Source organism: Balneolales bacterium ANBcel1 (assembly GCA_029688905.1).
Taxonomy (GTDB): domain Bacteria; phylum Bacteroidota; class Rhodothermia; order Balneolales; family Natronogracilivirgulaceae; genus SLLW01.
Genome location: JARULB010000004.1, coordinates 140,244 through 166,827, shown reverse-complemented (window position 1 = coordinate 166,827; position 26,584 = coordinate 140,244). Strand labels below are relative to the sequence as shown.

22 protein-coding genes and 1 tRNA gene are annotated in these 26,584 nt (G+C 56.2%); 14 read left to right on the top strand and 9 right to left on the bottom strand.

Going from position 1 to position 26,584, the window contains the following annotated elements:
* The first annotated feature begins 109 nt into the window (after positions 1–109).
* On the top strand, positions 110–1,090 hold the full coding sequence (locus QA596_06975; protein ID MDG5767200.1) for an aldo/keto reductase: 981 nt from the start codon (positions 110–112) through the stop codon (positions 1,088–1,090).
* A gap of 113 nt (positions 1,091–1,203) precedes the next feature.
* The gene (locus tag QA596_06970) at positions 1,204–1,977 is read left to right on the top strand and encodes a hypothetical protein (protein MDG5767199.1); all 774 of its coding nucleotides are present in this window, start codon (positions 1,204–1,206) and stop codon (positions 1,975–1,977) included.
* A 212-nt stretch (positions 1,978–2,189) separates the two neighbouring features.
* Here the strand turns inward: QA596_06970 and QA596_06965 are convergent, their stop codons facing one another.
* The 5 genes from QA596_06965 to QA596_06945 form a co-directional block, all read right to left on the bottom strand.
* A complete protein-coding gene (locus QA596_06965; protein ID MDG5767198.1) occupies positions 2,190–3,395 on the bottom strand; it encodes an L-threonylcarbamoyladenylate synthase in 1,206 nt (401 codons plus the stop codon).
* A gap of 16 nt (positions 3,396–3,411) precedes the next feature.
* Positions 3,412–6,924 carry a transcription-repair coupling factor gene (gene mfd / locus QA596_06960; GenBank protein MDG5767197.1) on the bottom strand — a complete coding sequence of 1,171 codons (3,513 nt, stop codon included), beginning with the start codon at positions 6,922–6,924 and terminating at the stop codon, positions 3,412–3,414.
* 50 nt (positions 6,925–6,974) lie between these two features.
* On the bottom strand, positions 6,975–7,970 hold the full coding sequence (locus tag QA596_06955; protein ID MDG5767196.1) for a VWA domain-containing protein: 996 nt from the start codon (positions 7,968–7,970) through the stop codon (positions 6,975–6,977).
* Positions 7,957–8,958, bottom strand: a complete 1,002-nt coding sequence (locus QA596_06950) for a hypothetical protein (GenBank protein ID MDG5767195.1) — start codon at positions 8,956–8,958, stop codon at positions 7,957–7,959. Before QA596_06950 ends, QA596_06955 begins: the two co-directional genes overlap by 14 nt.
* Before the next feature lie 76 nt (positions 8,959–9,034).
* Entirely contained in the window at positions 9,035–9,910 is an 876-nt protein-coding gene (locus QA596_06945; GenBank protein MDG5767194.1) for a DUF58 domain-containing protein, read from the bottom strand.
* A 224-nt stretch (positions 9,911–10,134) separates the two neighbouring features.
* Here QA596_06945 and ald point away from each other — a divergent pair, with 224 nt between their 5' ends.
* A complete protein-coding gene (gene ald / locus QA596_06940) occupies positions 10,135–11,250 on the top strand; it encodes an alanine dehydrogenase (GenBank protein ID MDG5767193.1) in 1,116 nt (371 codons plus the stop codon).
* A 36-nt stretch (positions 11,251–11,286) separates the two neighbouring features.
* Here the strand turns inward: ald and QA596_06935 are convergent, their stop codons facing one another.
* The gene (locus QA596_06935; protein ID MDG5767192.1) at positions 11,287–12,513 is read right to left on the bottom strand and encodes an ABC transporter permease; all 1,227 of its coding nucleotides are present in this window, start codon (positions 12,511–12,513) and stop codon (positions 11,287–11,289) included.
* Positions 12,514–12,589: 76 nt separating this feature from the next.
* The gene (gene lysS, locus QA596_06930; GenBank protein MDG5767191.1) at positions 12,590–14,113 is read right to left on the bottom strand and encodes a lysine--tRNA ligase; all 1,524 of its coding nucleotides are present in this window, start codon (positions 14,111–14,113) and stop codon (positions 12,590–12,592) included.
* 578 nt (positions 14,114–14,691) lie between these two features.
* Between lysS and QA596_06925 the strand changes: the two genes are divergently transcribed.
* The 4 genes from QA596_06925 (at position 14,692) to QA596_06910 (ending at position 17,414) form a co-directional block, all read left to right on the top strand.
* A complete protein-coding gene (locus QA596_06925; GenBank protein MDG5767190.1) occupies positions 14,692–15,183 on the top strand; it encodes a 4'-phosphopantetheinyl transferase superfamily protein in 492 nt (163 codons plus the stop codon).
* 171 nt (positions 15,184–15,354) lie between these two features.
* Positions 15,355–16,251 (top strand): DUF2520 domain-containing protein, encoded by an 897-nt coding sequence (locus tag QA596_06920; protein ID MDG5767189.1) that lies wholly within the window; start codon positions 15,355–15,357, stop codon positions 16,249–16,251.
* Positions 16,252–16,316: 65 nt separating this feature from the next.
* Positions 16,317–16,640, top strand: coding sequence for a methylated-DNA--[protein]-cysteine S-methyltransferase (locus QA596_06915; GenBank protein MDG5767188.1), 324 nt, complete (start codon positions 16,317–16,319; stop codon positions 16,638–16,640).
* A gap of 123 nt (positions 16,641–16,763) precedes the next feature.
* On the top strand, positions 16,764–17,414 hold the full coding sequence (locus tag QA596_06910; protein MDG5767187.1) for a 7-carboxy-7-deazaguanine synthase QueE: 651 nt from the start codon (positions 16,764–16,766) through the stop codon (positions 17,412–17,414).
* A 53-nt stretch (positions 17,415–17,467) separates the two neighbouring features.
* Here the strand turns inward: QA596_06910 and QA596_06905 are convergent, their stop codons facing one another.
* Positions 17,468–18,430: a phosphoribosylaminoimidazolesuccinocarboxamide synthase gene (locus tag QA596_06905; GenBank protein MDG5767186.1), complete on the bottom strand. Its 963-nt coding sequence runs from the start codon at positions 18,428–18,430 to the stop codon at positions 17,468–17,470.
* Positions 18,431–18,439: 9 nt separating this feature from the next.
* Complete coding sequence (locus QA596_06900) at positions 18,440–19,450, bottom strand: LacI family DNA-binding transcriptional regulator (GenBank protein ID MDG5767185.1); 1,011 nt, start codon at positions 19,448–19,450, stop codon at positions 18,440–18,442.
* Between the two features lie 361 nt (positions 19,451–19,811).
* On the opposite strand from QA596_06900, the gene QA596_06895 reads away from it, so the two are divergent.
* From QA596_06895 to QA596_06865, 7 genes are all read left to right on the top strand, one after another.
* Positions 19,812–20,543, top strand: coding sequence for an alpha/beta hydrolase-fold protein (locus tag QA596_06895; GenBank protein MDG5767184.1), 732 nt, complete (start codon positions 19,812–19,814; stop codon positions 20,541–20,543).
* Between the two features lie 165 nt (positions 20,544–20,708).
* On the top strand, positions 20,709–21,647 hold the full coding sequence (gene murQ, locus QA596_06890; protein ID MDG5767183.1) for an N-acetylmuramic acid 6-phosphate etherase: 939 nt from the start codon (positions 20,709–20,711) through the stop codon (positions 21,645–21,647).
* Positions 21,644–21,772: a hypothetical protein gene (locus QA596_06885; protein MDG5767182.1), complete on the top strand. Its 129-nt coding sequence runs from the start codon at positions 21,644–21,646 to the stop codon at positions 21,770–21,772. The genes murQ and QA596_06885 overlap by 4 nt, the downstream gene beginning before the upstream one ends.
* Before the next feature lie 88 nt (positions 21,773–21,860).
* Positions 21,861–22,541 (top strand): hypothetical protein, encoded by a 681-nt coding sequence (locus tag QA596_06880; protein ID MDG5767181.1) that lies wholly within the window; start codon positions 21,861–21,863, stop codon positions 22,539–22,541.
* Between the two features lie 187 nt (positions 22,542–22,728).
* Positions 22,729–22,816, top strand: a tRNA-Ser gene (locus QA596_06875).
* 259 nt (positions 22,817–23,075) lie between these two features.
* Positions 23,076–24,914, top strand: a complete 1,839-nt coding sequence (locus QA596_06870) for a hypothetical protein (protein MDG5767180.1) — start codon at positions 23,076–23,078, stop codon at positions 24,912–24,914.
* A gap of 14 nt (positions 24,915–24,928) precedes the next feature.
* Positions 24,929–26,485, top strand: coding sequence for a DUF5723 family protein (locus QA596_06865; GenBank protein MDG5767179.1), 1,557 nt, complete (start codon positions 24,929–24,931; stop codon positions 26,483–26,485).
* Positions 26,486–26,584 lie beyond the last annotated feature (99 nt).

Here is a 26,584-nt window from a genome sequence, read left to right as displayed (position 1 = left end):
TGCTTGCAAACGGTCTCGCGCGGCTGTCCGGTTTTTGGTGCGCATCTGATCTCCCGGAGTGATATTTTCCGGTGAACGTGACGCCACCATTAACTGAATCCATGCTATTATGATTTATCGCCCTCTTGGAAAAGCCGGAGTCAGGGTCAGTGCCCTGTCGCTCGGATCCTGGCTTACCTTCGGAAAACTGATTGACGACGCCACCGCCGAAAAGCTGATGCACACGGCATACGATAACGGCGTCAATTTCTTCGACAATGCCGAGGCCTACTACTTCGGAAAGTCAGAAGAGGTAATGGGTCGCATCCTCAAAAAATCCGGGTGGGACCGCACCACGTTCCTGGTATCCAGCAAGGTGTTCTGGGGCGGTGAACTTCCCAATCAGAGCGGCCTCAGTAAAAAGCATGTATTCGAGGCGTGCCACGCCGCACTGCGCCGGCTTCAGGTCGACTATCTGGATCTCTATTTCTGCCACCGGCCCGACAAGGCTACCCCCATGGAGGAGACCGTTTGGGCAATGCATCAGCTAGTCATGCAGGGCAAGGTGCTTTACTGGGGAACCTCGGAGTGGAGCGCACAGGAGATCATGGAGGCACACTCCGTCGCCCGGCAGCACAACCTGGTCGCCCCGGTGATGGAGCAGCCGCACTATAACATGGTTAAGCGGCACAGGGTCGAGGTGGAGTACTCCAAATTGTACAAGATTGTGGGACTCGGTACCACCATTTTCTCACCGCTTGCCTCCGGACTGCTCACCGGCAAGTATAACGACGGCCTTCCGGATGACACGACCCGGCTCTCGCAGAAAGAGCTGGACTGGCTCAAGGAGGAGATCCTCCAGCCGGGGAATATCGAAAAGGCGCGCGGCCTGACTTCCGTCGCCAATGATCTAGGCATCTCCCTGGCGAGGCTGGCCATCGCATGGTGCCTGAAAAACCCGAACGTGAGCAGCGCCATTCTCGGGGCCAGCAAGGTGTCGCAGCTGGAGGAAAACCTGCGCGCCGTTGACGACCTCGAGAAACTGGACGATACCGTGATGGAACGTATCGAGGAGATCCTGCAGAACAAGCCCAAAGCGCCGATGTTCTGATCCGGCCAGGCCGCGGGCACCAGGCCCGGGCTAACAGGCGAATCAGGGGCTTTACACGCAACAAAACCGTTCTGTGGTACGTAATATCAGTGATCCTGTAACCCCATCGTTTCATGTCCAGGTACCGTTTTGTCATAGCGCTTATCCCCCTGATGGTATTTGCCGGTTGGCAGCCTCTTTCGGCCCAGTCACGTACCGAAGAGGCCAAGGACCGCCTCGACGGCAAAAGCGACGACCACGTGGTGGTTCAGGCCGCCCGGGTGATGTGGCATGTAGGCATCGATGTTATGCCCATGTTTTTCTATTTTCAGCCGGCCTATGAGGACGAACCGCCGCTCCGGTACACCCGCTACCCCTACGCAAATCCGAAATACAGCGGGATTCGCACATTTGAAGAGGGAAGCCGCGGCCTGTGGGATATCGAGGGGACCTTCTCGCTACCGCAAACCACCTGGGCCATGCAGCAGGCATCCGCCCGGGTCAAGCGCAATATCCGGTACTGGAGCCTGATCGCCGGATACGAGTATATGAAGGAGGATGACGCCCCTTACGGAATCCACCAAACCGAATTTCTTTTCGAACGCAAGTTCCGGTTTGTCTCCCAGGGTGACGGCGGTCTCCAGCTCGGAATGCGCACGCTTCGCCTGGATGGCAGTACCTACCGCGGACCCGATATCGGCATCAATGTCGAACTCTACCCCTGGAGGCCTTTTTCACTGAGGTATGCCGGCAGCTGGACCTACACCACACACGCCGATGTGATCAACCATCAACTTGACTTTGGTGTGCATGTGAATGCTATGAGGCTGTTTTTCCGTTACCGGTGGCTGGATATCGGAGGGGTGAAATTCGGTACGCTTACCGCCGGCACCGGGTTTTACTTCTGACCGCACTTCTTTCAAACGGACTCCTTCCGGACTCCTTCCGGACTTCTTCCGGGCCATGAACACGGCGCTCAATTTTTATACAGGGCCTGTCAGCTTTGTTTTGTTTGGCTTCCACTTCCCGGATTGTTGCCCGAAGAAAACTCGCCGGGATCCTGAACAATCCAGGTGCACTTACTCAATGCGCCGGATCCACTGTAGTGCCATGCCTCATCCTAATCGCCGATCGCTTTCCGAATGCGATTGAGCAGCGCCTCGGTCATTTCGTGCCAGGCGGGAAACGGTTCGATGGCGATCTCCTCATAGCCGTTCAGGTCGGCCATCCGGAACCGGTCGTACAGGTCACGCGCCATTTCGATGTAATCCTCCCGGTAGTGAACAACGGATAGCGGCTGCCTCGCCCGTTTTTTTGCATCGCCGGAGTCGCCGGGATCGTCGGTACTGTCGGAAAAGCCGGAATCGCCGGGATCGTCGGAAACACCGGGGCCGTCGGAAAAGCCGGAACCACCTGGTACTCTTGCATCGCCGGTACTGCCGGAGTCCCTGGAATCAGCCTCCAATCCACCAGAATCCCCAGTCCCCCCTGAATCACCGGCATATGCCGAATCCGTGTCCTGCGTGGGTACGGCCTGGTGCTCTCGCAATGTGTGAAGCAGATAGAGCGTCTTGCTCTTGCCGGTTGGGGGATCGTCCAGTTCGTCAGGCGTCATCCAGCGTACCCGGGCGTCCGGCGCGTAATGGGTGTATTTCATGCCGGGGCTGCGCGGGGCGACACCGGTATCATCGTCCGACCGATGCTGCGCCATCCGGACCGGCTGTTTGAGCACCCGCTCCAGGTCTGACTGTGTAACATGCCCCGGTCGCAGAACGGTGTACGGATGCTGCGAAAGATCCAGTACGGTCGATTCAAGTCCGTATTGGCACGATCCGCCTTCGATAACCGGCACCTCGTCTCCGAAATCGTGGCGCACATGCTCGGCCCTCGTGGGACTGGGACGGCCCGACGTGTTGGCACTCGGCGCGGCGAGCGGTCCAGATTCTCCAATGAGCCGCAAGGGGATGGGGTGATCGGGCATACGAACTGCCACCGTCGCGATACCGGCGGTGACAATATCCAGCACCTCCGGTCGCTTGGGGAAGATGAGAGTCAGCGGACCCGGCCAGAAGTGCTCCATCAACAGCCGGGCGTCTTCGGTAATCCCGGCCGCAAGGGTTTCCGCCATTTCCACCGAACCGACATGTACGATCAGGGGATTGTCCGGCGGGCGCCCCTTGAGTGCAAAGATGCGGGCGATGGCGTCGGCATTCCAGGCATCGGCTCCAAGGCCGTAGACGGTTTCGGTGGGAAATGCTACAACGCCGCCCTTGCGAAGGAGCTCTGCGTAGTGACTCAGCGATATGGCGGGTGTGGTGTCAATCATGAATCTCTGGTTTCGGTCATGTGTATTCGGCCGTTTTCGACGCGCCGCCGGCCGGCACGGTTGCGGGCTCCAGCTGTTCCAGCAGCGTTTGGGCTTCCTTCAGGCCCGGCACGTCCTGTACGGCAAATCGCACCGCCTGGCCCTTCTGCACCAGCTGGAATTTTCCGGGACGAAGCGTCTCCAGCTGATTCATCAGATGCTGCAAACCGCCCTGGTCGTAAAAACGGGCGCCGGTTTCAGTGTCGTGGTCCGGGCATTGCAACCACATGCGGCCCGAACGGATAGTCACCTTGTCCAGCCATATCCGGGAGGCCAGCTGCTTGATATGTGTGGCGTTGACGAGATTGACCGCAGCTTCCGGCAGGGGACCGAACCGGTCGGTTACCTCGTCCCGCCAGTCGTTGATCTCGTTTTTGCCCGCGGCCCCGGAAAGGCGGCGGTACAGATTCAACCGTTCGACATTGTCGCTCACATAGTCGGCCGGCAGCAGTGCGGAATAGTCGAATTCGACGGTGGTCTCCGGTCGCTCCGGCACATATTCGGTGTCGGCGAACAAGTCGGAAAACTCGGTTTCCTTCAGCTCCCGTACCGCGTCGTTCAAAATTTTGTTGTACATCTCGAAACCGACTTCATTCACGAATCCGCTCTGTTCGGCGCCCAGAATGTCGCCTGCGCCCCGGATGTCAAGATCCCGCATGGCAATGTTGAATCCGGAACCCAGGTCGGAGTACTCCTCCAGCGCCAGCAGCCGTCTGCGGGATTCGAGAGACAGCGACTCCATCGGGGGAGTAATCAGGTAGCAGTACGCCTTTCGGTTTGAGCGGCCCACCCGCCCGCGCAGCTGATGGAGTTCCGACAGCCCGAAATGGTTGGCCTGGTTGATCAGGATGGTGTTCGCATTGGCGATGTCGATCCCGTTTTCGACGATATTGGTGGATACCAGCACGTCAAACTTGTGATCGTAAAAATCCAGAATAATCTTTTCCAGCCGGCTGCCGGGCATTTGTCCATGGGCGAACTGCACGCGGATATTCGGGACCAGCGACCGGATCATTTCGGCGGTCTCCTCGATATTTAGCACCCGATTGTGGATGAAGAAAACCTGGCCGCCGCGACTGACCTCCTGCATGATAGCATCGCGGATCAGGCGGGAGTCAAAGCTGTGGATCTCGGTGAGCACGGGCTGCCGGTTGGGGGGAGGGGTGTTGATGATACTCAGGTCACGGGCCCCCATCAGGGAGAACTGGAGGGTGCGGGGGATGGGTGTGGCGGTGAGGGTGAGCACATCCACCGAAGCGCGCAGTTCCTTCAGCTTCTCTTTGACGCTTACGCCGAAACGCTGCTCCTCATCGACGATCAGCAGACCCAGGTCCTTGAACGCCACATCCTTTGAGGCAATGCGGTGGGTGCCGACAAGAATGTCCACTGCGCCTTTTTTGGTGCGTCTGAGGATATCGGTCTGTTCGGCTTTGCTGCGAAACCGGGAAATGACCTCGATGTTCACCGCGAAATCTTTCATGCGGGTGCGGAAGGTTTTCCAGTGCTGATCGGCCAGGATGGTGGTAGGAACCATCACCGCAACCTGCTTGCCGTCCAGCACCGCCTTGAACGCCGCCCGAACGGCGACTTCGGTCTTGCCGAAACCCACATCACCACACACAAGGCGATCCATGGGTGTTTCACCGGTCATGTCGCCTTTGACATCGTCGATGGCGCTGGCCTGATCCGGGGTCTCTTCGTACATGAAGGAGGCCTCCAGCTCGGTCTGCTCGGTGCTGTCGGGTGAAAAAGCCCAGGCTTTCTGTGATTTCCGCTTCGCGTACAGCGTGATCAGGTCGCGGGCGATGTCCTTGACCCGCTTCCGCGTTTTGGCTTTCTTCCGGGCCCATTCACCGGTGCCGAGTTTGGTGATTTTCGGCGCGGTGCCGTCTTTTCCGGAGTATTTCTGCAGCTTGTGCAGACTGGAGACATTGACATACAGCGTGGAATCGTCCTGATAGCGCAGGACGACCGATTCCTGCTCGGCCCCTCTCACGGTAATTTTTCTGAAACCGGCGAACTTGCCGATGCCGTGATCGACGTGGACCACATAATCGCCGATGTTCAGATCTTTCAGCTCTTTGAATGAGATGCCGCCGCGCCGCGAGCGGGTCCGGGTTTTGGGCCGGTGGTACCGGTTGAAGATCTGGTGGTCGGTATACACGGCGATACCTGCCCCCGGAAGCACAAAGCCCTGATGCAGGGTATCAACGGACATCCGGTAGCGGAGGTCGCGGTTCGGTTCACCGAGCAGTTCCTCAAACCGGTTGCGTTGCCCGTCGTTGTCACACAGAATATAGGTTTCGATGTTTTCCAGGCTGCGATCGGCCAGATCCTTGCGCAGCAGCTTCACCGAGCTGTTGAAATCGGGCTGGGGCCGGGCGTCCAAACGGTATTCGGCATCGGGCTCCAGGTCGGCCGGAAGGGCGCCGAACAGCATCCGCGGATGTCGTTGCAGCTGTTTCACCAGCTCTTCGGGGGCGAGATAGCGCTGTTCGGGCGGTTCGATATCGACGGAGCTGGTGTCCTGGTACGAGCCGGAGTTTTTCGCATCGACGCGGTTATTCCGCCCGCCGGCAGCTGCGGCGGATGCGGATGTCGTATTGGAGCTTTTGGAATCGGCCGGGGCCATATCACCGGAAACGGAATCAGCCAGACCGGGAACCTGCTCCCGGTATATCGCCATGGCCTCGGCGTAGAGACGGCTGATTTCCGCGACCACCCCGGGGTAGTCCACGATGGCGACCACCGCCGACTCCGGCAGGAACGAGATCAGCGACTGCCTGTCTTCCCTGGCGAGCGTTTCCAGATTGGGTACCAGGCGGATGTGATCCAGAAACGCGACAGATCGCTGCGAATCGGGGTCAAACTCCCGGATGGAGTCGATTTCATCGCCAAAGAACTCGAGCCGGATGGGGTATTCGCCGGCAAACGGAAAAATATCGATGATGCCGCCACGCCGGGCGTATTCACCGGGTTCATTCACAAAGGAGACGGCCTGGTACTGCTGATCGGCCAGCCGGCCGGTCAATGTTTCCGGGTCAATGCGGCCATCTTTTCGGAGGGTGATCGAGGCCTCGGCAAAACTTTCCGAAGATGCCATCTTTTCGAACAGGGCATCGGCGGATGTCACCACAGCCAACCGCTCGCCGTTATCGCGGATGCGGTCAATCACATCGGAGCGCTGGGCCGCAACGGCGGTATCCTTCACCCGGCCCGATTCATACGGTTTTCTTCCGGCCGGAGGGAAATAGAGGGTGGACCGGACTCCCAGGGCATCCATGTCGGATTTCAGGAACTGGGCCCGTTCGGTATCGGGGGTGATGACCATCATCGGATAGTGCCGTCTGGCCGTATCGGCCAGAGCCAGCGAGGTGGTTGATCCGACAAAGTGACGGAGGGAAATCGTGTGGCCCGGCCTCAGTTTGCCGGTAATGTCATCACCCGGAAACTCTTTGGAAAAGATCTGCGCAATCTGCGTCAGAGACATGGAGCGAAAATCAATCTGTGGAAATGGAAACGGGATAAGATAAGGGAAAATCAGGACAATTCAGTCCGGAAAAACCATCTGTCGCTTGCAAACGACAGCAGTATCAGGATCATTCCCCAGGCCAGGTAGCCCTGATACCGGTCTTCGAATTCCCGGTACTCAATCTCTTCAAATGCGCTCTGTTCCATCCCGTCGATTTCCCGGTAGACCGCCTCCAGGGATTCGTTGTCGGTCGCCCGGAAATAGCGTCCGCCGGTCATCTCGGCGATGGACCGCATCATCGTTTCATCGATCTCCACGCGGATTTCGTGATAGCGGGTCCCACGGATCGGATCATGAATCGGGTAGGGAGCGGTACGGGCATCGGTGCTGGCCCCGATAGTGTAAACCCTGAGGCCGAACGCGGCGGCCAGTTCGCCCGCGGTAAGCGGATCGATTTCACCGGCGTTGTTCTCGCCGTCGGTCAGCAGGATAATGACCCGGCTTTCGGCATCGCTTTCCCGGAGGCGGTTGACGGCTGTGGCCAGCCCCATGCCGATGGCGGTGCCGTCCCGCACCATCCCCAGATCCACCCGTTCGAGTTGCGCCTGGAGGAGCTGGTAGTCAAGGGTGGGCGGTACCAGCGTGAAACTCTCCCGGGCAAATACCACCAGCCCGATCCGGTCGGAGGTTCTCCGGTCGATAAAACGGGACGCCACCTCCTTGACGGCAATCAGGCGGTTTGGCTGCATGTCTTCGGCCAGCATGGAGGAGGAGATGTCGATCACAAGCATGATGTCCACGCCCTCTGCATGGCGCTCGGTGTACACCTGTTCCTGTTGGGGACGGGCGAGGGCGGCGATGATGAGGGCGACGGCCAGAATGTGCAGGAGCGGTGCGGCGAAAATGCCGTAGGAGCGCCAGTTACCGGCAAGAAGATCCAGGTCGGAGGTATCCGAATAGGTCACATGAGAGATGCGCCGCTGCCGGTAGTAGCGGTACTGCATCCACAGGATTACAGGTATAATGAAAAGGGCCCAAAACCAGGCCGGATTATCCCAGATCATAGCGGGTTTCTACTTCGTGCTGCCGTTGTTGCTTCAACTCGTGCTCTTTGCGGAGTGCCTCGATTCTTTGCCGGTCAATGATGGCGATGCGGCCGGCAAGATGCTCCGCCTTCCGGATAACGTCATTGCACTGCGATTCATTGGGCCGGAAGCGCGCGAATTTCACCAGATCGGCTTCTTTCAGGATATCGGAAATGAGCTGTACCACTTTCTCGTCGGAAGACTTTTTCTCAAGGGTCCGGATGACTTCGCGGGTTGTGGATTCCATGGCGGGAAAGTCGTGGGTTTCCTCGAAATAGGTCCGGAAGGCATCCCCCAGTTCCGTGTAATAGGACTTCGGGTGGGCGGACGGATTCGGATAGGTATCCCCGACCCGGTCGATCTCATTGCGGAGCCGGTCCAGCGGATTTTGAAAAGGCTCGGCGGGCGCGGCCTTCGTGACGCTCGCGGGCGCGCTTTTTCTGCCGAACAGGCGCTCCCGAAAGTAGTACACCAGCAGTGCGGCAATAACCGCCAGGGCAAGCAGGGAGAATATCAGCAGCCACCGCGACCGGAAAAACGGGAAGATCGGCTTGATCGGCCGCAGCTCCGAAGCCTCGTCATCGACCCGGCTTTCGTAGACGAACGAGACGGCCGGGATCACTACAAAGAGGGTGTCATCCCCTTCGCGCAGGCCTGCGTAGAGCTCGGGAACCCGGTCCGTGTCCACGCCGAAAAACTGAAGTGAGTAGATGATGCTGTCGCCGCCGGGTACCGGTTCAACCCGTTTATTCCGGATGATGAACTCCTCGCCGAACCCGGAGCTGTCCGGATAGATCACTTCATCAAAATCCTCAACATCGTCAAGCCGGAGATGGTAGGAAAACAGGTCGCCGGTACGGAGCGTGTCGTGGTCGATGGAACGGACGGCCTGCTGGGCGAGGGCTTCACTCGCAGGCAGAAGAGGCAGTGCCAGAAGCAACGGTATCAGCAAATATAGGATGATCAAGCGGGTGCGGTTCCCCACCGGAAAGCGACGCTGATCGATAAAAGTATCTGTGCGGGGAAACATGTCGATAAAAAGCTCAATGCCTGCGGATGCGCCGCTTGAAAAACGACATCACCGGCTCAATAAAGGATTCGTTGGTCATAAGGGTGATCGCGTCGATCCGGTGCTTCAAAAAGAGTTTCTGCAGGCGCTCCATACGGTTCCGCCGCCGTCGTTCGTACTGGCTGCGGACTTCCCGGCTGGAGGTGTCGATGATTTGAAAACGCCCGGTTTCCGCATCCTGAAGAGGCATTAGGCCCAGGTCGGGAAGCTCCCGTTCCAGCGGATCATCAATCAATATACTCACAAAATCGTGCTTGCGGTTGGCGATCCTGAGCTCTTTTTCGAATCCGGATGATTGAAAGTCGCTGATCAGTATGAATATCGAACGGCGGCGAAGCATCCGGGTGAGATAGGCCACCGCATTGCCGATATTCGTACCCGTGCCGGCCGGCCGGGTGGTGAGCAGCTCCTGGATCAGCCGCAGCACGTGCGCACGGCCCTTGCGCGGCAGCACGACCTTCTCAATGCGGTCGGTAAACAGGAGCAGCCCGACCTTGTCATTGTTTTTGATGGCGCTGAAAGCAAGGATCGCGGAGAGTTCGGTGACCAGATCGAGTTTTCGCTGCCGCCCGCTGCCGAATTGCCCGCTCGGGGAGATATCCACACAGAGCATCAGGGTTTGCTCACGCTCCTCTTCAAACACCTTGATGTAGGGTTCCTGGCTTCGGGCGGTGACGTTCCAGTCAATTTGACGCACATCGTCCCCGAACTGATAGGTGCGCACCTCCGAAAAGGTCATACCCCTTCCCTTGAATGCCGACTGATACTCACCGCCGAACATTTCGTTGACAAGTCCCCTGGTACGTATTTCCAGGTGCCGGATTTTTTTAAACAGTTCTTTTGAGAGCATGATCGAACATGATACGGAGTTCGGAGACGGTATTTCAATTCCTGTTTCAAAAAAACAGTACGGCACTTTTTACTTTTTTTCGCATCTTTGTGGTGTGCCGCCTGTTTCCAAACCGGTCGTAGTGTACTGCCGGTTCCTGTTTCGTTTGCGGTTCGGTGCCGGTTCAGTGATGAAAACCTGCAGAAACGGCTTTTTAAAAACCAAAGCAATATAGAGGTCAATTGATGATCATAGGGGTCCCCAGAGAGATCAAATCACACGAAAACCGGGTTTCACTGCTGCCGTCGGGGGTAGTTATGCTCAAACGCCGAGGCCACCGCGTGCTGGTGGAAGAGGGAGCGGGCGTGGGCAGCGGTTTTCCGGACGAGCGGTACCGGGAGGCGGGCGCGGAAATCATCACGGGGGCCGGCCGGATATGGTCCGAGGCGGAGATGATTATGAAGGTCAAGGAGCCTATCCGCCAGGAGTATCCCCTGATGCGGGAGGGTCAGATAATTTTTACCTTTTTTCATTTTGCCGCAAGCGAGGAACTGACCCGCGCGGTGATGGACTCGGGATGTCTGGCCATTGCCTACGAAACGGTTGAGCGTCCCGACCGGTCGCTGCCGCTGCTTATCCCTATGAGTGAAGTGGCCGGCAGGATGTCCGTTCAGCAGGGCGCCAAATATCTGGAGAAAGCCCAGGGCGGGCGGGGTGTGCTCCTGAGCGGGATTCCCGGTGTACGGCCCGGCAGCGTGCTGGTGCTGGGTGGCGGCATCGTGGGGGTCAACGCGGCCAAAATGGCTGCCGGAATGGGGGCCAATGTGACGATCATGGACATCAGTCTGCCGCGCCTGCGCTATCTGGATGACATCATGCCGCGCAATGTGACCACCCTCTACTCTTCGGAATCCAATATCCGGGATATGCTGCCTTCCCTGGATCTGATTATCGGCGGCGTGCTTATTCCCGGAGCCAAGGCCCCCAGGCTCATAACCCGGGATATGCTCCGTGACTTGCGTCCGGGCTCGGTTCTGGTGGATGTGGCCATAGACCAGGGCGGCAGTATGGAGACCGCCAGGCCGACCACCCACGACGATCCGGTGTATGTTGTGGATGATGTGATCCACTATTGCGTAGCCAATATGCCGGGCGCCGTACCGTATACCTCAACGGTTGGCCTGACCAACGCCACCATGCCTTACGCTCTGCAGATCGCCGACAAAGGGTGGAAAGATGCCCTGAAAGAGAACCCCGACCTTGTTCCCGGTCTGAACGTCGCCTTCGGCGAAATTACCCACAAGGATGTGGCGGGGGCATTTGACCTGGACTGGAAACCGGTCGAAAGCGTCTGGCAGTGAAAGTAATAACAGCGGTTGGCGGGTTGGCGGTTGCGCCTACCTTCCGTATGAAATCACCGACAACGGATTGAGCCGTGCCGCCACCCGGGCGGGAAGCCAGGAAGCCATCGCGCAGAGGATCAGAGTTACGGAACTGACCAGAATAAAGTCAAACCAGCGTGGTTCGACCGGCGCGGAGCTCATGTAGTAGCTCTCTTCGGGCAGCGGTATGATCTGCCAGGTGTCCTGGATATAGAAAAAAGCGACAGAGAGCAGTATTCCGATGGCCAGCCCCGCCATGCCGACAATCAGTCCTTCAATCAGGAAGATGGAGCGCACGCTTTTATCGTCGGCGCCCATGGTTTTGAGTATCCCGATGTCGCGGGTGCGTTCCAGTACCATGATAAGGACCGTGCCGATCAGGTTGAACGCCGCCACGATGATCATTACGGCGATAACAAACGGAATGGTCTGCTCCTGCAGGTTAATCCAGGCAAAGATGCTGCGATATCGCTGATAGATGGACTCGGAGAAGTAGGGAAACGCCAGGTGCGCATCAACTCCTGATTGTATCTCGTGGATGCGGTCGATGTCGCTCACGCGCAGCTCCACCTGTGTGGCCTTGGGGTGGGGGAGGCCGAAAAGCTCGCGGGCGTATTCGCGGTCAACGAGCATCAGCACATCGTCGAATTGATCGATGCCGGTATGATAGATGCCGGATACGTGAAACTGGCGAATCTGCGGCAGATTAAGCGGAGTCGGCATGCCCTGGATGGCGTAGGCGGTGATTACGCTTCCGGGCGATGCATTCAGGTTTCTGGCCAGACGGGCTCCGATCACCGCGCCGGGCAGCCCGTCTTCGTTTCGCCCCAGGAAGTAGGTGCCGTCGCGGATATATTCGCGGATGTTGGAAAGGTCGCCGTCGGAATCCACCCCTTTAATGAAGGAACCCTCGACATGGTCGCGGGTCTGCACCATGCCCTGTGACTGGACAACCGCTTGCGCTCCGGTGATATCCGGCAGATTTTCCAGAAACACGGTGAGCGTATCGCTGCGGAACAGGGGGTCTTCGCTGAAGGTCATCACCGATATATGGGTTCCGTAGCCGAGAATTTTCTCCTGAATCACCGATTTAAATCCGTGAACGATGGAGAGGGCGATGAGGAGTCCGGCCGCGCCTATGGCCACGCCGGCAACCGCCATGATCTTGATGAAGGAGAGGAAGGTGCTGCCCGTCGTGCGGCCGCGAAAATACCGGTAAGCGAGGAACCACTTGAAGTTCATGTTGCTGTTACTCGTATGAGAAAATCCTGGTTGGAGGACGGCATGCTGATTGACAACGTATTTCGCGGCGATTCGATTATTCGGGTCTCATATGGGGGAAAAAGAGCACATCGCGGATGGAATCCTGGTTGGTCAGAATCATGGCAAGCCGGTCGATGCCGATACCGAGTCCGGCGGTCGGGGGCATGCCGTATTCAAGGGCCTTGAGGAAGTCCTCATCCACGACCATCGCCTCGTCATCGCCGGCAGAGCGCAATTTTGCCTGTTCTTCCAGCCGCTGGCGTTGGTCGACCGGGTCGTTGAGTTCGGTGAACGCATTGCAGAGCTCCTTGCCGTTGCACATCAGCTCGAAGCGCTCGACCAGGCCCTCCTTGGTGCGATGTTTTTTGGCAAGCGGACTCATTTCAATCGGATAGTCGGTGATAAAGGTAGGCTGGATCAGTTTGTGCTCCACTTTTTCGCCGAAGATTTCGTCGATCAGCTTGCCCTTGCCCATGGATTCATCCACCGGAACCCGCAGTTCCCTGGCGGTTTTTCGGATCTCATCCTCATCCATACCGGAAAGGTCCTTGCCGGTCTCTTCGGCTATGGCTTCGAGCATAGGGATTCGGCGCCAGGGGGTTTTGAAATCGATCTCGTTATCACCGACAGTAATTTTGGTGGTTCCGTGCAGGGTTTTGACCACGTGCTCGACCATTTTCTCCACGAAGCCCATCATCCACTCGTAGTCCTTGTAGGCGACGTACAGCTCCACCTGGGTGAACTCCGGGTTGTGAAAGCGGCTCATGCCTTCGTTGCGGAAGTCCTTGGCAAACTCGTATACGCCGTCGTACCCGCCGATGATCAGCCGCTTGAGGTAGAGTTCGTTGGCGATGCGCAGGTAGAGCTTCATGTCCAGCGCGTTGTGGTGCGTTTCGAAGGGACGTGCGGCCGCGCCGCCGTAGATCGGCTGGAGGATGGGGGTCTCGACTTCCAGATATCCCATGGCGTTCATATAGTCGCGCATGGTCTGGATCATGCGGGTGCGCATGGCGAAAACCTCCCGCACTTCCGGGTTGACGATCAGGTCCAGGTAGCGTTGCCGGTAGCGGTGCTCCTTGTCGGAAAAGGCGTCGTAGGTGACCTTGTTGCCCTCATCGTCTTCGACCTCCTTTGCGACGGGGAGCGGCCGAAGCGTTTTGGTCAACAGTTGAAACGTTTCGGCGTGTACGGTGATTTCGCCGGTGCGTGTTTTGAATACAAAACCGGAAACCCCGACAATGTCACCCAGGTCGATGAGTTTCTTGAAGAGTGTGTTGTAGACATCGGTGCCGACATCATCCCGGCGGATATAAACCTGTATGGTCCCGGACTGATCCTGAAGATTGAAAAAAGCGGCCTTGCCCATGATGCGGCGGGTCATTACGCGCCCGGCGATGGTAACCCGGGTTCGCTCGGCCTCCTCGCCTTCCAGCAGCCCGGGGTTCTCCCGGATTTGGGCGGCATGGGAATTTGTGGTGAAATCATGCGGATAGGGGTCGAAACCCAGTTTGCGGATTTCATCCAGTTTTTCGCGTCGGAAACGCGCCTGCTCGGTCAGGCTCAGTTCGGCTTCGGTCATGGAACTTGCTGTTCGTTATATACGGTGATCGGTTTGCTTCACGCATCAGGGCGGCAGTCGTGCAGTCGTGCAGTCGTGCAGTCGTGCAGTCGTGCAGTCGTGCAGTCGTGCAGTCGTGCAGTCGTGCAGTCGTGCAGTCGTGCCCATAATTCGGAGCCTAAAATACGGGTTTTATTCCAAAGATGTTCCTCCCGCAAACGGGGCCGTTGCAGACAATGAAGACTCACGTTTTCCGATCTGTTCGAACCTGTTTCTTCCGGAAAGAATCTCTCTGAGACATTACATCTTCCGATACCAATTGCCGGCTCTGCAGCGTTTGTCGGTGGACGAACAGATGTGTGATTTTGGATGATGATAAAAAGCCGGGCTTGTTCGTATATTTGACCCGGGGATAGTGATGTTTTAATTACGCGGCCTGACGCCGTGAGAGGTGCGCCTTGGAATGGATTTTGAATACATATGCGCCGGTTGGATTTCCATCAGGATGCTCCGTTATTGCTGCGGTTCGCCCGGGGAGTGACACGGATGCTTCGTCAGCATCCCTTCAGACCGGAAATGCGTCCGCTTCATCCGTTAAAATGAAGACCAGGGAGATGGTCAGGTCCTCGCTGGACAGACTCCTAATGCTCGAGGGGTTTGACCCGACGACCTTTGAGCTCAAAAAGCGACCTGGCGGCAAACCTTACGGAATTCTTGAGGGACGAGAGGTGGGCATCGGCATATCCCACTGCAAATCGTTGCTGGTATGCGCACTTTACATCGGTGGGGATGCCGGTATCGATGTGGAGCAGTGTGAGCGACCGCTTCATCCCTCACTTCGAAAGCGCATTGTACATCCGGACGATCACTCCATGATTTCGGAGGATCTATGTGGAATCCGGCTTTGGACCGTCAAGGAAGCGGTCCTGAAATATCTCGGAACCGGTTTGCGCCTTGCCATGAATAAAATTAAACTTGAGGAACTGGACCAATACCGTTTTTCGGCTGAACTGGAGTCTCAAAAGCTCACGGTGTCCTCGTTTCCGTTCAGGAATCATTGGGTGGCGCTGGCTTACCGGGAGCAGGACTGATCCGTATCGCCCCCGGCAGACGCTTTTGCAGTCTGCACCAGCCCGTACAACCGGCTGCGGCTGCAGATATATTCACGTTGCAGGTATCTCCAAATCGGCTTTCCCATGGTCGTCAGGCGCTATTTGCACAGGATTGCAATTATTATGAACTGAATCCAAACCGGTGTACCCATGACTCCCCATGAATCCAGCAAACAGAAGTTTCCACATGGTTTTTCCGTAATCGGCACCGGTCGCCTGGGATCCGCGCTTGCCGTAAGCCTGCTCAATAAAAATTATCGTGTGCACAGCCTGTTTAACAGGTCGGAGGAGCCTCTCCGAAAACTTGTCACCGAGACGGATGTAGGTGTATATGGAGCATTCCCCAGGCAAAGGGACGAGCTGGGTGACCTCGTTTTCATTGCTGTTCCGGATGACCGGATAGCGGCGGTGGCCGAGCAGGCAGCGGATCAGCTCGGCAGTCTGGAAGGCACCGCCTGGGTTCATACCTCCGGCGCCACACCGTCCGAAGTCCTGAAGCCTCTGGCCGATCGCGGGGCGAAAACGGCTGCCTTCCATCCGGTCCAGACCTTCAACGGTCTAAACCGGCACAAGGCGTTCGACCAGTGTTTTGTGACCCTTCAGGGCGACTCCGGCCTTTGCCTGGATCTGAAGCAGATTGTCCGGGTTCTGGGAGCGCGGCCTCTCATTGTTGACTTCCGGCAGAAAACCGCGATCCACCTTGCAGCGGTGATGGTATGCAACTACTACGCGACGCTTTTTTCAGGCACCCGTACCATTCTGGATGAGAACGGTGTGGAAGTGCGGAGTCGTGAACTGTTCGGCCCGATGGTACGGCAAACCGTGGAGGCGCTGCTGGCACATCCGCCTGAAGAGGTGCTGACCGGACCGGTGGTTCGCGGTGATTTCGGTTCCGTGGAAAGACATCTGAAGCTGCTGGAAGCTCTGCCGGAATGGAATACGATTTACCGTAATCTGGGGCGCGCCACCCTGGAACTGGCCCGAAAGAGATCCGGCAGGGACCCCGACGCCGACCGGCAGCTGGAACTGCTGTTTTCGGAAGAGTAGTCCGGGGCATAGAGGTGCCCGGTACTGCCATCGGCACAGTTTAAAATCACAAGTGATAATTCACGATGAATAAATCCGGCAAAGATTTTTATGATCGGGTATACGAGGTAGTCGCCCGAATTCCGGAGGGCCGCGTGACCACCTACGGCGCCATAGCGCGCCATCTCGGAACCGGGGGGAGTGCCCGGCTGGTCGGCTGGGCGCTGAACAAAACATTGAGCAACGGCCATGGCATGCTCCCCTGCCACCGGGTGGTGAATCGTACCGGGGCACTGACCGGCAAGAGCTGGTTTGGCGGAGATGTCATGGAACAGATGCTCAGGGCCGAAGGTGTTGCGTTTGATGAGCACGGGTGTGTGGACATGGAACGCCATTTCTGGGAGCCGTGAGCATGCCCCAAGCCCGAAACGTGATCATACACCAAACCCGATCGATGGCCATATTTCAGCCCCCGGAACGTGATCCGTGATAATTTTGTATCTTCAGATTCGTAATCATCACCAGTAACAGCCATGGATCAGAATCACACCAAAGCTACCGAAACTGCGGCATCTGCCGACTGGACCCGGACCCGCTACCCCGTAATGGAGCATTTTTATACCATTCAGGGCGAGGGTGCCCACTCCGGCCGGCCCGCCTACTTTATCCGACTGGCCGGGTGTGATGTCGGCTGCTGGTGGTGTGATGTCAAGGAGAGCTGGGACGCGTCCGGGCATCCTGAGGTCGCTACCACGCAGCTTGTCGCTGCCGCCCGTGACTCGGGTGCGGACATAGCCGTCATTACCGGAGGCGAACCGCTGATGCACAATCTCGAGGCGCTCACCACCGGGCTTCACGAAGCCGGCATGAGCATCCACCTGGAAACAAGCGGCTCCTCACCGCCGACCGGTTCCATCGATTGGTTTACACTTTCACCAAAACGGTTCAAGGAGCCCCTCGACGAAGTGTTTCCGCTGGTCGATGAACTCAAGGTAGTCGTGCTCACGCGCAAGGATTTGACATACGCCGAAAAAAACGCGGCCAGGTGTCCGGCTACAGCCCGTAAAATGCTTCAGCCGGAATGGGATACGCCGGAGTCAATCCCCCTGATCGTCGACTATGTGAAGAGGCATCCTGACTGGGCCGTCAGCCTGCAGGTCCACAAGTTCCTGAATGTGCCGTAATTCCGGTCCAGCAGCGAAGCCGTCAGCCTGTCATCTCGAAACACTGTCAACCGTCATCCGAACCGCTCAAGTATCGCGGCAAAATCCCGGTTGAAATGGGTGGTATCGACCGGCTCGAAACTCTCCCCGGTCAATGTTTCGTAAAGCTCCCGGTAGCGTTGGTAGATGGTGATACGCAGGTCGTCCGGCAGTGAGGGCAGTTTGCGATCCAGTTCGGCATGATGGCCGCTCTCAATCAGCCATTCTCTCAGAAATTCCTTGGAAAGCTGTTTTTGCGCTTCTCCGCGCTCAAGGCGCTGCCGGTACCCGTCGGCATAAAAAAAGCGTGATGAATCGGTGGTATGGACCTCATCGATGAGCACCAGTTCATTCTGATAGAGTCCGAATTCATACTTGGTATCAACAAGCAGCAGCCCCTTGTCGAGCGCGTCCTGCGAGCCGGTTTCGAAGAGGGCGAGGGCGGTATGGTGGATCTCTTCCCAGCGTTTTCGGGAAACCAGGCCCTGACGGATGATCTCCCCGGCGGAGATGTCTTCATCGTGCCCCTGATGCGCCTTGGTTGTCGGAGTGATGATGGGCCGGTCAAAGGCCTGATGCTCGCGAAGTCCGTCCGGCAGTGTAACCCCGCACAGTTCGCGTCCGCCTTCCCTGTACACACGCCAGGCGTGGCCGGTCAGAAAGCCCCTGACGACCACTTCCACCGGCAGCGGTTCGCAGCGGCGTGCGATGGTGACGTTGGGGTGCGGAACCTCCAGTACGTGGTGAGGGCATATGGAGGAGACCCGGCGAAATCCGTACCAGGCGAGCTGATTCAGAAGCTGCCCCTTGAAAGGGATCGGCTCGGCGAAGATGTGGTCAAAAGCGGAGATGCGGTCGGTCGCGACAATGGCCATCTGATTCTCGGGAAGATGGTAGATGTCGCGTACCTTGCCTCGGTAATCGGCGGGTCGTCCGGGAAGATGGCTCTCCCGGATGCAGTTGTCCAGCAGCTGCCGGGTGTCGGTGAAGTCTTTCAAAATAGAGAATCAGATGCGTCGTGTGGATTGACGGATGACCAGCTCCGGATCAATTTCGGATTGTTTGATCGAATTGTCCTTCTTTTTGATCATGTCGATAAGACGGTTGATGGACTGGATTCCGACATCATACATCTTTTGGTCGATGGTCGAAAGCCCGACATATTTCGCCATTTTGATGTTATCGTAGCCCATAACCGCAACGTCTTCCGGGATGCGCATGCTTCGCTCCCTGAGCGCATGCATTACACCGATCGCCTGGGCATCGTTGGTGCAGAAAATCGCCTCGGGCAACCCCCCCCGGTCCTCCATGATCTGAACCGATTCGTACCCGGCTTCCTCACTGTAGCCCGAATGCTTCCGGGTGATACCCTTCACGAAGAAGTTTTCATCAAGGGGCAGGTTGTGCTCGAGAAGAACCTCGCGGAATCCTTTCTCCCGCGAATCGGCAACCGGCGACTTGCTGTGCGAACGGACCATCCCGATTTTCTTGTATCCCTCCCGGATGAGGTGTTCCCCGGCCATGTAGCCGCCTTTGTAGTTGTTCCAGTAGATGTAATTGAAATCGCTGTGTCGGCTGCCGACAAGCACAACGGGGATTTCAGCAGTGTTAAGCCGCTTCGCGATGCTGTCTTCGATATTGATGGAGAAAATGAGCAGCGCGTCCGGAATGCCGCGATCCAGAAAGGTCTTGAAGGATTGTTCAGAGTTTTCGGATCCGGTATTGTAGATGATGAAATCAAGATCAGTATGCTTCAGCTGGTCCTTGATTCCTTTCAACACTTCGTTGAAGAATGGGGTGGTAAAGGTTGGCAGCGCCACTGCGATGACCTGCGGCTCGCGGCGTGCAAGTTTCCGGGCATTTACCTGGGGACGGAAATCCAGCTCTTCAATCGCCTTTTGAACTCGGTCCTTGGTTGCCTTGGATACGTAGGGAGAGCCGTTGAGAACTCTGGAAACCGTGGAAATCGCTACATTGGCTGCACGTGCGACATCGTAAATCGTCTGTTTTTTTGCCATGGCGGGAAAGAACGTTATTGGAATATCGTTTTAAGCCGAAAGTGCATTGTAACATTTACTCTTATAAAACCTGGATAACTTTCGGCCGGCCTGAAATACTCACGGGTTAATGAATAAAAACCCCCCGGATAGTTACTGCATCGGTACAGGAAATACGTTGACCGTTTCGGGTCTCGTATTTTATTGCATGAACATAAAAATATAGGGAAATTTGAGTACTAATTAAATTATTATACAGTATGCGTAATCATCCGGGATGCGGTGGAAAACAGATCCGGGATGGTTTTAAAATTCCTTTTGATGCGTTAGCTTGTCGGAATATGTGTTTTCAACAGCTTATGCATGAATAAACGGCACCACGATGAAAGATGCGGGCAAAATTACAGGAAATCGACACAGCTGGAAAAGTCCCAGTCTGGGCAGAGAAGTAACCCTTCTGTCATACGGAACCGAAGGGGTGCCCATTCTCGCTTTTCCCGGCGATTCCGGGAGCTCGGACTATTGGGAGAAGCAGGGCTTGATCGACGCGCTCTCGTTCCAGATAGAAAACGGACACAACCAGTTATTCTGTGTCGATTCGATTGACCAGGAGAGCTTTTTTAACGCCGCTGCCGAACCCAGGGCGCGAATCAACAAACATCGCCAGTATGAAGGGTTCATTATCGATGAGGTGCTGCCGCATATCCGGAAAAAAACCGGTGACCTGTTTCTTATGACAACCGGCATCCATATGGGCGGGTATCACGCGCTGAATCTCATGCTCAAATACCCCGGCCAGATCCAGAAAGTGATCGCCATAGGTGGACGCTTCCAAATCCGTCCCTTCCTGGGTGACTATTTTGACGATAATGTCTATTTCAATAATCCGCTTGAATATCTGCCCAACCTGGAAGAGGAATCGTTGCTCGAAGAGATCAGGAATGCCGACATCCGATTAATTGTGACCCCCGATGATCCCTATCTGGAGCTGAACTACATGCTCAGCGATATTCTGCGCTCCAAGTCCATTGACCATATTTTCGATTACTGGATTGAAGCAGGTCTCGGACGACGGGAAGTCTGGGGGAATATCCTGCAGCGTCATGTTCCCTGATACCCGCACATATTTATCCCTTTCATGCATGTAGTGATTTTGCATCCGTCTGTCTCTGCACTTCTCCGGCTCGCGTATATCCGGTGCCGATGCCGTATGTCCCGTGACGGCCTGTCCCACCACAATAGCAGGTGCAAATTCGTGCCGGCATCCGTTTTGTAACCCATGTCTACCGAGAAAAAACAGCTTTACGAACAGCTGAGCCGTTTGGAAACCGAACAGCGCAACCCTGCCACCATGCATGTGGATCTGGCCGAGCCCCGGGAGATCGTCCGGCTGATGAGTCGCGAAGACCAGGAAGTAGCCGCCTGTGTCGAGAGCCGAAGCGCCCGTATTGCCGAAGCGATTGAGTTAGGCCGCCTGTCGCTTGCCCGAGGCGGCCGCCTTATCTATTGTGGCGCGGGGACAAGCGGGAGAATTGGTGTCGTTGACGCCGCGGAGTGCCCGCCGACATTCGGCACCCGGCCCGAGCAGGTGGTCGGCCTTATTGCCGGCGGACCGGAGGCCATGTTCCGGGCTCAGGAGGGATCCGAAGACCGTCCGGAGAACGGGGTGAGAGATATTGCAGAGCTTGACGTGACCCAGGCGGATACCGTCTGCGGACTGGCGGCCAGCGGCCGTACCCCCTATGTGCTGGGGTGTCTGGAAGAAGCCGGGCGCCGGGGTGCCGGTACCATAATGGTCTGCTGTGTGCCGCGCGAACAGGTCGACCTCCGACCCGCACCCGATATTTTGATCGATATCCCGGTCGGGCCGGAGGTGATCATGGGCAGCACCCGGCTCAAAAGCGCCACCGCCCAGAAAATGGTGTGCAACATGATAACCACCGGCATCATGATACGTCTTGGTAAGGTGTATGAGAACGTTATGGTGGACCTGATGCTGACCAACCGCAAGCTCGAGGAGCGTGCCCGCCGAATCGTCTCCATGTTTACGGGCCATGACTACGAAAAATCCTCCGATTTGCTGCACAAGGCCGGAGGGAATGTGAAAATTGCCCTGGTTATGGGCCTTGCGGATATGGATGCCGACGGGGCCGTGAAACTGCTGGAGGCACATCATGGTTTTATCAGGGCAGCCCTGAAGTCTATCGGCAAAGGATGATACTGTTCCGCACTCGCTGGCGTAACACCATCACCCGGACGACCCGAAGGGAACAGGTTGTCGCCCATCAGCGACTCTGGTCGGCGCGCCGGCTCAACAGTATCACATTGAGCACGCAAACCTGACCTTTTTCGTTGTTCCTCGACAGTATCGTTTGGTATTACGACACTTTATTCAACTAAACGTATCGATCAAAGATTATTTCAGCTTCCGGTGATAACTACGAACTCCTTCCGACAGAGAAACCGCTCCTATCTGATCCGGATACAGCTTGCCGTCATTGCCACGCTTGTGCTGTTTATCGCATTGTTCCGATTTTGCCCGGTGATGTTCGATTCGGAAAGAGAGCTGGACGGAAGATTCGACGAGGAACGCCCTTTGGGCTTTGAGTATGTCGAAACCATGCAGGAAGTCTCGGCCCTCCGCTCCGCTCCGCAGGTTCAAAGGCCCCGGGCAGCGCTGCCCCATGAAGAGGTGGTGGATATGGAATACAATCTGGATCTGGGGGATATCACCCGGGAGGGAGTGCCGCTGGCTCCATTTGAGGAAGAGGAGACCGAAGTGGAACTGGTGGAGGAGCCCGACAGCAGACCGGTGGTGCGGCGTATCGTGGAGCCTGTGATGCCGTCCGATGCGCGTCGTGACAACCTCTATATCGAGGTGGAAGTGCTGTTCATTGTCTCTGAAAACGGGCGGGTAGAGGAGGCTTCCATCTACGAAATGCGCCTGCTCAACAGAAATACCGGTCGCCTGGAGCAAGTGGCTGAAACCGGCTATGGATTCCGGGAAATTGTATTGAATGCGGCGCGGCAGTGGGAGTTTCAGCCGGCGCGGCACCGGGGTGAGCCGGTGCGCTCACCTACCCGCCATCTGTTTCGATTCGGATCACGGTAGCATGGCAGCTGTGCGCGAGGCCGCAAATATGCCCGCATACTGTCGGCATGCCCGGCTATCTGTTGCGATTTCAATACTCAGGGATTTGCTCGGGGATTCTGCATCCATTGCCGGAAAGAGGTTGCCCGGGTTCCCGATTTGTCATATATTAACCGGCCTGTAACCACATGGCTGATAGCTTCAAAACGGAGAGATGCCGGAGTGGTCGAACGGGCTCGCCTGGAAAGCGAGTGTGCCCTAACCGGGTACCGAGGGTTCGAATCCCTCTCTCTCCGCTCCTTGTTGGCTTTGATACTTTCAGGTTTCGTTTGCGTCTGTTGCTGAAAACTTCGCGTCTTTCCCCGCTTTTTTATTTCCATGGCGATCGGCATCACTTGTCGCCACTCCGGAAACCTGACCATTTCATTGTTTTTTATCAGGAAAATTCACAAGTTTAATCTTAGAACACGTCTCGCTTAATCGGCAGCTGTTGCCGGTTATAGGGGTTTTTAGCGGTTGATATTATTATAGTTTAGGGCTATGAAACCAATTCGTTTGATAGCTGTATTGTTGCTCCTGCTTACTTTTTTTTCTTCCTGCGAGCAGCCATCCAGCCCGGATTTTGAAATGCAGCAGTCGGTGGAAATACCGATCATTCAAAGTATCACATACAGGATACTGGGTGAGGGAAGCGGAGCCATCATCGATACCACAAGCGAGGACTACGAGGAGCTGTTCATTGTCGATGAGGCGGGCCTGATCTACCTTACTACGGAAGCCGATTTCGACATGGGTGATTTTGACAGCGTACTGCCCGAGGTGGATGTGACCCCAACCGAGGTGGACGCTGAAATCGGCACCCTGGTAATTCGGGGGATTGAGCGGGATCAGGTTGTGGATGAGGCGATTGAACCCCAGGATTTCTTTTCCAGCGGAGATATAGAAATCACCGACGAAGACCTGAAGTTTATTACAGAGGAGCATTATATCGAAATTGAGTCCGGTGAGATGCACATCGGAAATTTCATCAACAACATCGACCTGGATATAGATACACTCGTCATCTCCTTTCCCGGCATAGTGATGGATACAGACGGCTCCGGCACATACAACCCCTCCGATACGCTATGGGTGCAGTTTGTGGGGGATGAGCGGATCCGCCGAAGCGAAAGAGCCCATCTGGGTCAGCCCGAAAAATGGATATCTCTTGAAAATGCCCGAATCTTTGCACAGGACAATATCGTCCGGTATAACCTGGCCGCCATAACCGAAGATACCCGGCTGCATCCGGCCGATTCCTCCCGTACCGTAAGCGCAACGGATAACATCTCCGCATCTGTCGATATCAGTGAGCTGGATATACGCGTCTCTTTTGGCGAGATACAGCGCAGTGTCGAGATTCTGAATGACGATGTGACTGGTGACGGCAACGTGGATCTTTTTAATGACGAAGAGGCCGATATCAGTGACCTGGATGATTTCTCGGCCCTGTCCGAGCGTATTTCCGGGATATATCTTACCAACCCGGTGCTTGATCTGTTGTACGACTCTAACATAGGTGTGGAGGGTACCGTTATCGCCGCGATCGTCGGAATCAACAGCAGGGGTGAGCGGGTCTATCTTACCGGATTGCCCGGAACCGAACGCTATGTCGATCCTCTTTCACCGGATCTTGGCAATCTTGTGGCCGATGGGGAGCCGATACCCGCCGAGAACCTGGTTCAGTTCGATATTGAACCGGTTCCTTTTGAAAACATGTGGGAGGTTATTTACGACAGGTATGTCCGGTTCGATACCGACAACTCCAATGTGGCGGAGTTTATGAGCAACCTGCCGACGGAGGTCCGATTTGTCGGCAAGCTGGTGGTCAACCCGGAGTACGCTGAAGGGTTCGTCGTGGATCCGGTCGATCTGGCAACGCGCATGGCCATCGATATTCCGATTAATTTGGCCACCGATGACGGTCCGGCCCAGATCGAGGATACCCTGTCGGCTGATTTGTCAGGACTGCCCTCACCCGACGACGATATTCAGATATCGGAAATGACCATGCATGTGCGATACGAAAACGGTCAGCCTTTTACTACCGAGTTCAAGCTGCAATTTCTGGATGAAAACGATCAGATCATCGATATGGATCCCGTCGCCTTTGAGCTGGAAGGAGCCCAGGTGGACCCTGCAAGCCGAGTGGTTTCGCATCCCCGTGGAGGATCGACGGAAGTCCGGTTTACAGGTCATCATCTCGACCACCTTTACCGCGCCCGGAGAGTTAATCTGCTCGGTGACATGCTTACTACCGAGGTCAGCAACTCCAGCGAGGTCAGGCTTCGCGCAGACGATTTCATAACTCTGGGCATATCCATTAATTTGACCACTTCCATTCGGGTGGATTGATGAAAGGAGATTCTATGAATAACAAGGTAATTTCCGGAAGCCTGGCGTCATTGATGTTTTTTTTCATGCTGTTTTCTGGCGGCCAGCAGGCCAACGCGCAGGGAATGCACGTGACGGCTTCCAACCTTGCCCTCGGCGGTGGCGGGAGCGCCTACATGACCGGGTATCATGCGAATTTTGTCAATCCCGCCAACCTGATGCTCCCCGATAACAACAGACGCCTGACTATCGGAATCCTTGGCGGCCTAAGTACCGGGGCCGGCGGTGGACTGGTCAATATCAGCATGTATAACCGCCATTTTACCAATGGCGACCTCATCACCGCGACCGATGCCATGAGTATCGCCGATGACTGGTTCGGATCCGGGTCCGATGCCATGCAAAATATCGGCTTCAGTGTAGGTGTCGTACCTTTGGGCGCCAGTTATCGGCGCGAAGATTTGAATATGGCCTTCAGCAGCGCTGTCCGGGTGCGCGCCATGAACACCAGCGGAATGAGCCGCGGATTCTTCGAACTGGCACTGACCGGCCTGAACTCCCAGGTGTTTGCGGAGCAGCGTAGTGTGAGTCTGAATACGGAGTTTCTGACGTTCGCCGAATGGTCGTTCGGGTTTGCCATGGAAGTCTGGCGCAACCAGGACGAATTCACCCCCGGCAGCCAGCGTGTGTATGCCGGCGCAGCACCCAAAATCCTGTTTGGTATGGATTATGCAAAAATCTCGTTTGCATCCGGGCTGCAGGTGATCGGCGGGGATGACCCGATGGTGCTGCACGATTTTGATTACTATATCGAAACCACCGGAAGCCTGACCGAAGAGCTGGATGACTATTATCAGGACAGAAGGGTTTTGGGGGATGATGATGCGCAGCTTGGCGAATATCTAAATGACGACTCCTTTTTCAGCGGCGGCTCGTTTCACGGGTATGGGTTTGCCCTTGATCTCGGCGGCACCTGGGAGTGGTATATGCGGGATGTTTCGATTCCGGTTATCGGAAGCGGCCCACAGATACTACGGGCATCCCTTTCCATCACAGATGTCGGCGGTATTAACTTCAGAGATAATGCCGGCAGGTTCCGCGCTGAGGATACCTTTCTTTGGGAAGGGGCATCCGTCAATTTTGATCTTATTGACGCGGAGTACGACGGGAAACTGTCCAATTATTTCGAATATGTTCTTGAAGACAGTATTGGTAACGATATTTACGCAAATTTCAGCCCCGATGATGTCTCTTCGCACCGGGTCGGACTCACCCCCATGATCAATGTCGGAGGCGCCCTGACCATGGGCAGACTCGATGTGATGATGGATATCGGCAAGGGAATGAACAGCCGTGGCGTGAATAGCAACCGTTTGTATACGGCCCTGGGAACCGAGTACCGGCTGCTCAATGTGATCCCTCTCAGGATGGGGATGCGGCTGGGAGGCTACTCGGCGATGAATCTGTCGTTCGGTACCGGCATCAATTTGCCGGGCTTTGAATTCTCGGTGGGGATGATGACAACGCCCAACTCAAATCGGGGCGGGGCCAACATAGCCGCAGCCTGGAGCGGTTTTGTGATGCGGTTTTGAACCGTGCCGGGAGACCTCTTCCGGATCACCAAACGGACAGCATTCCGGCAGGCCGGATTTATCTCACAAAACGCCGCAACCCTTTCGGCCGGCAAATAT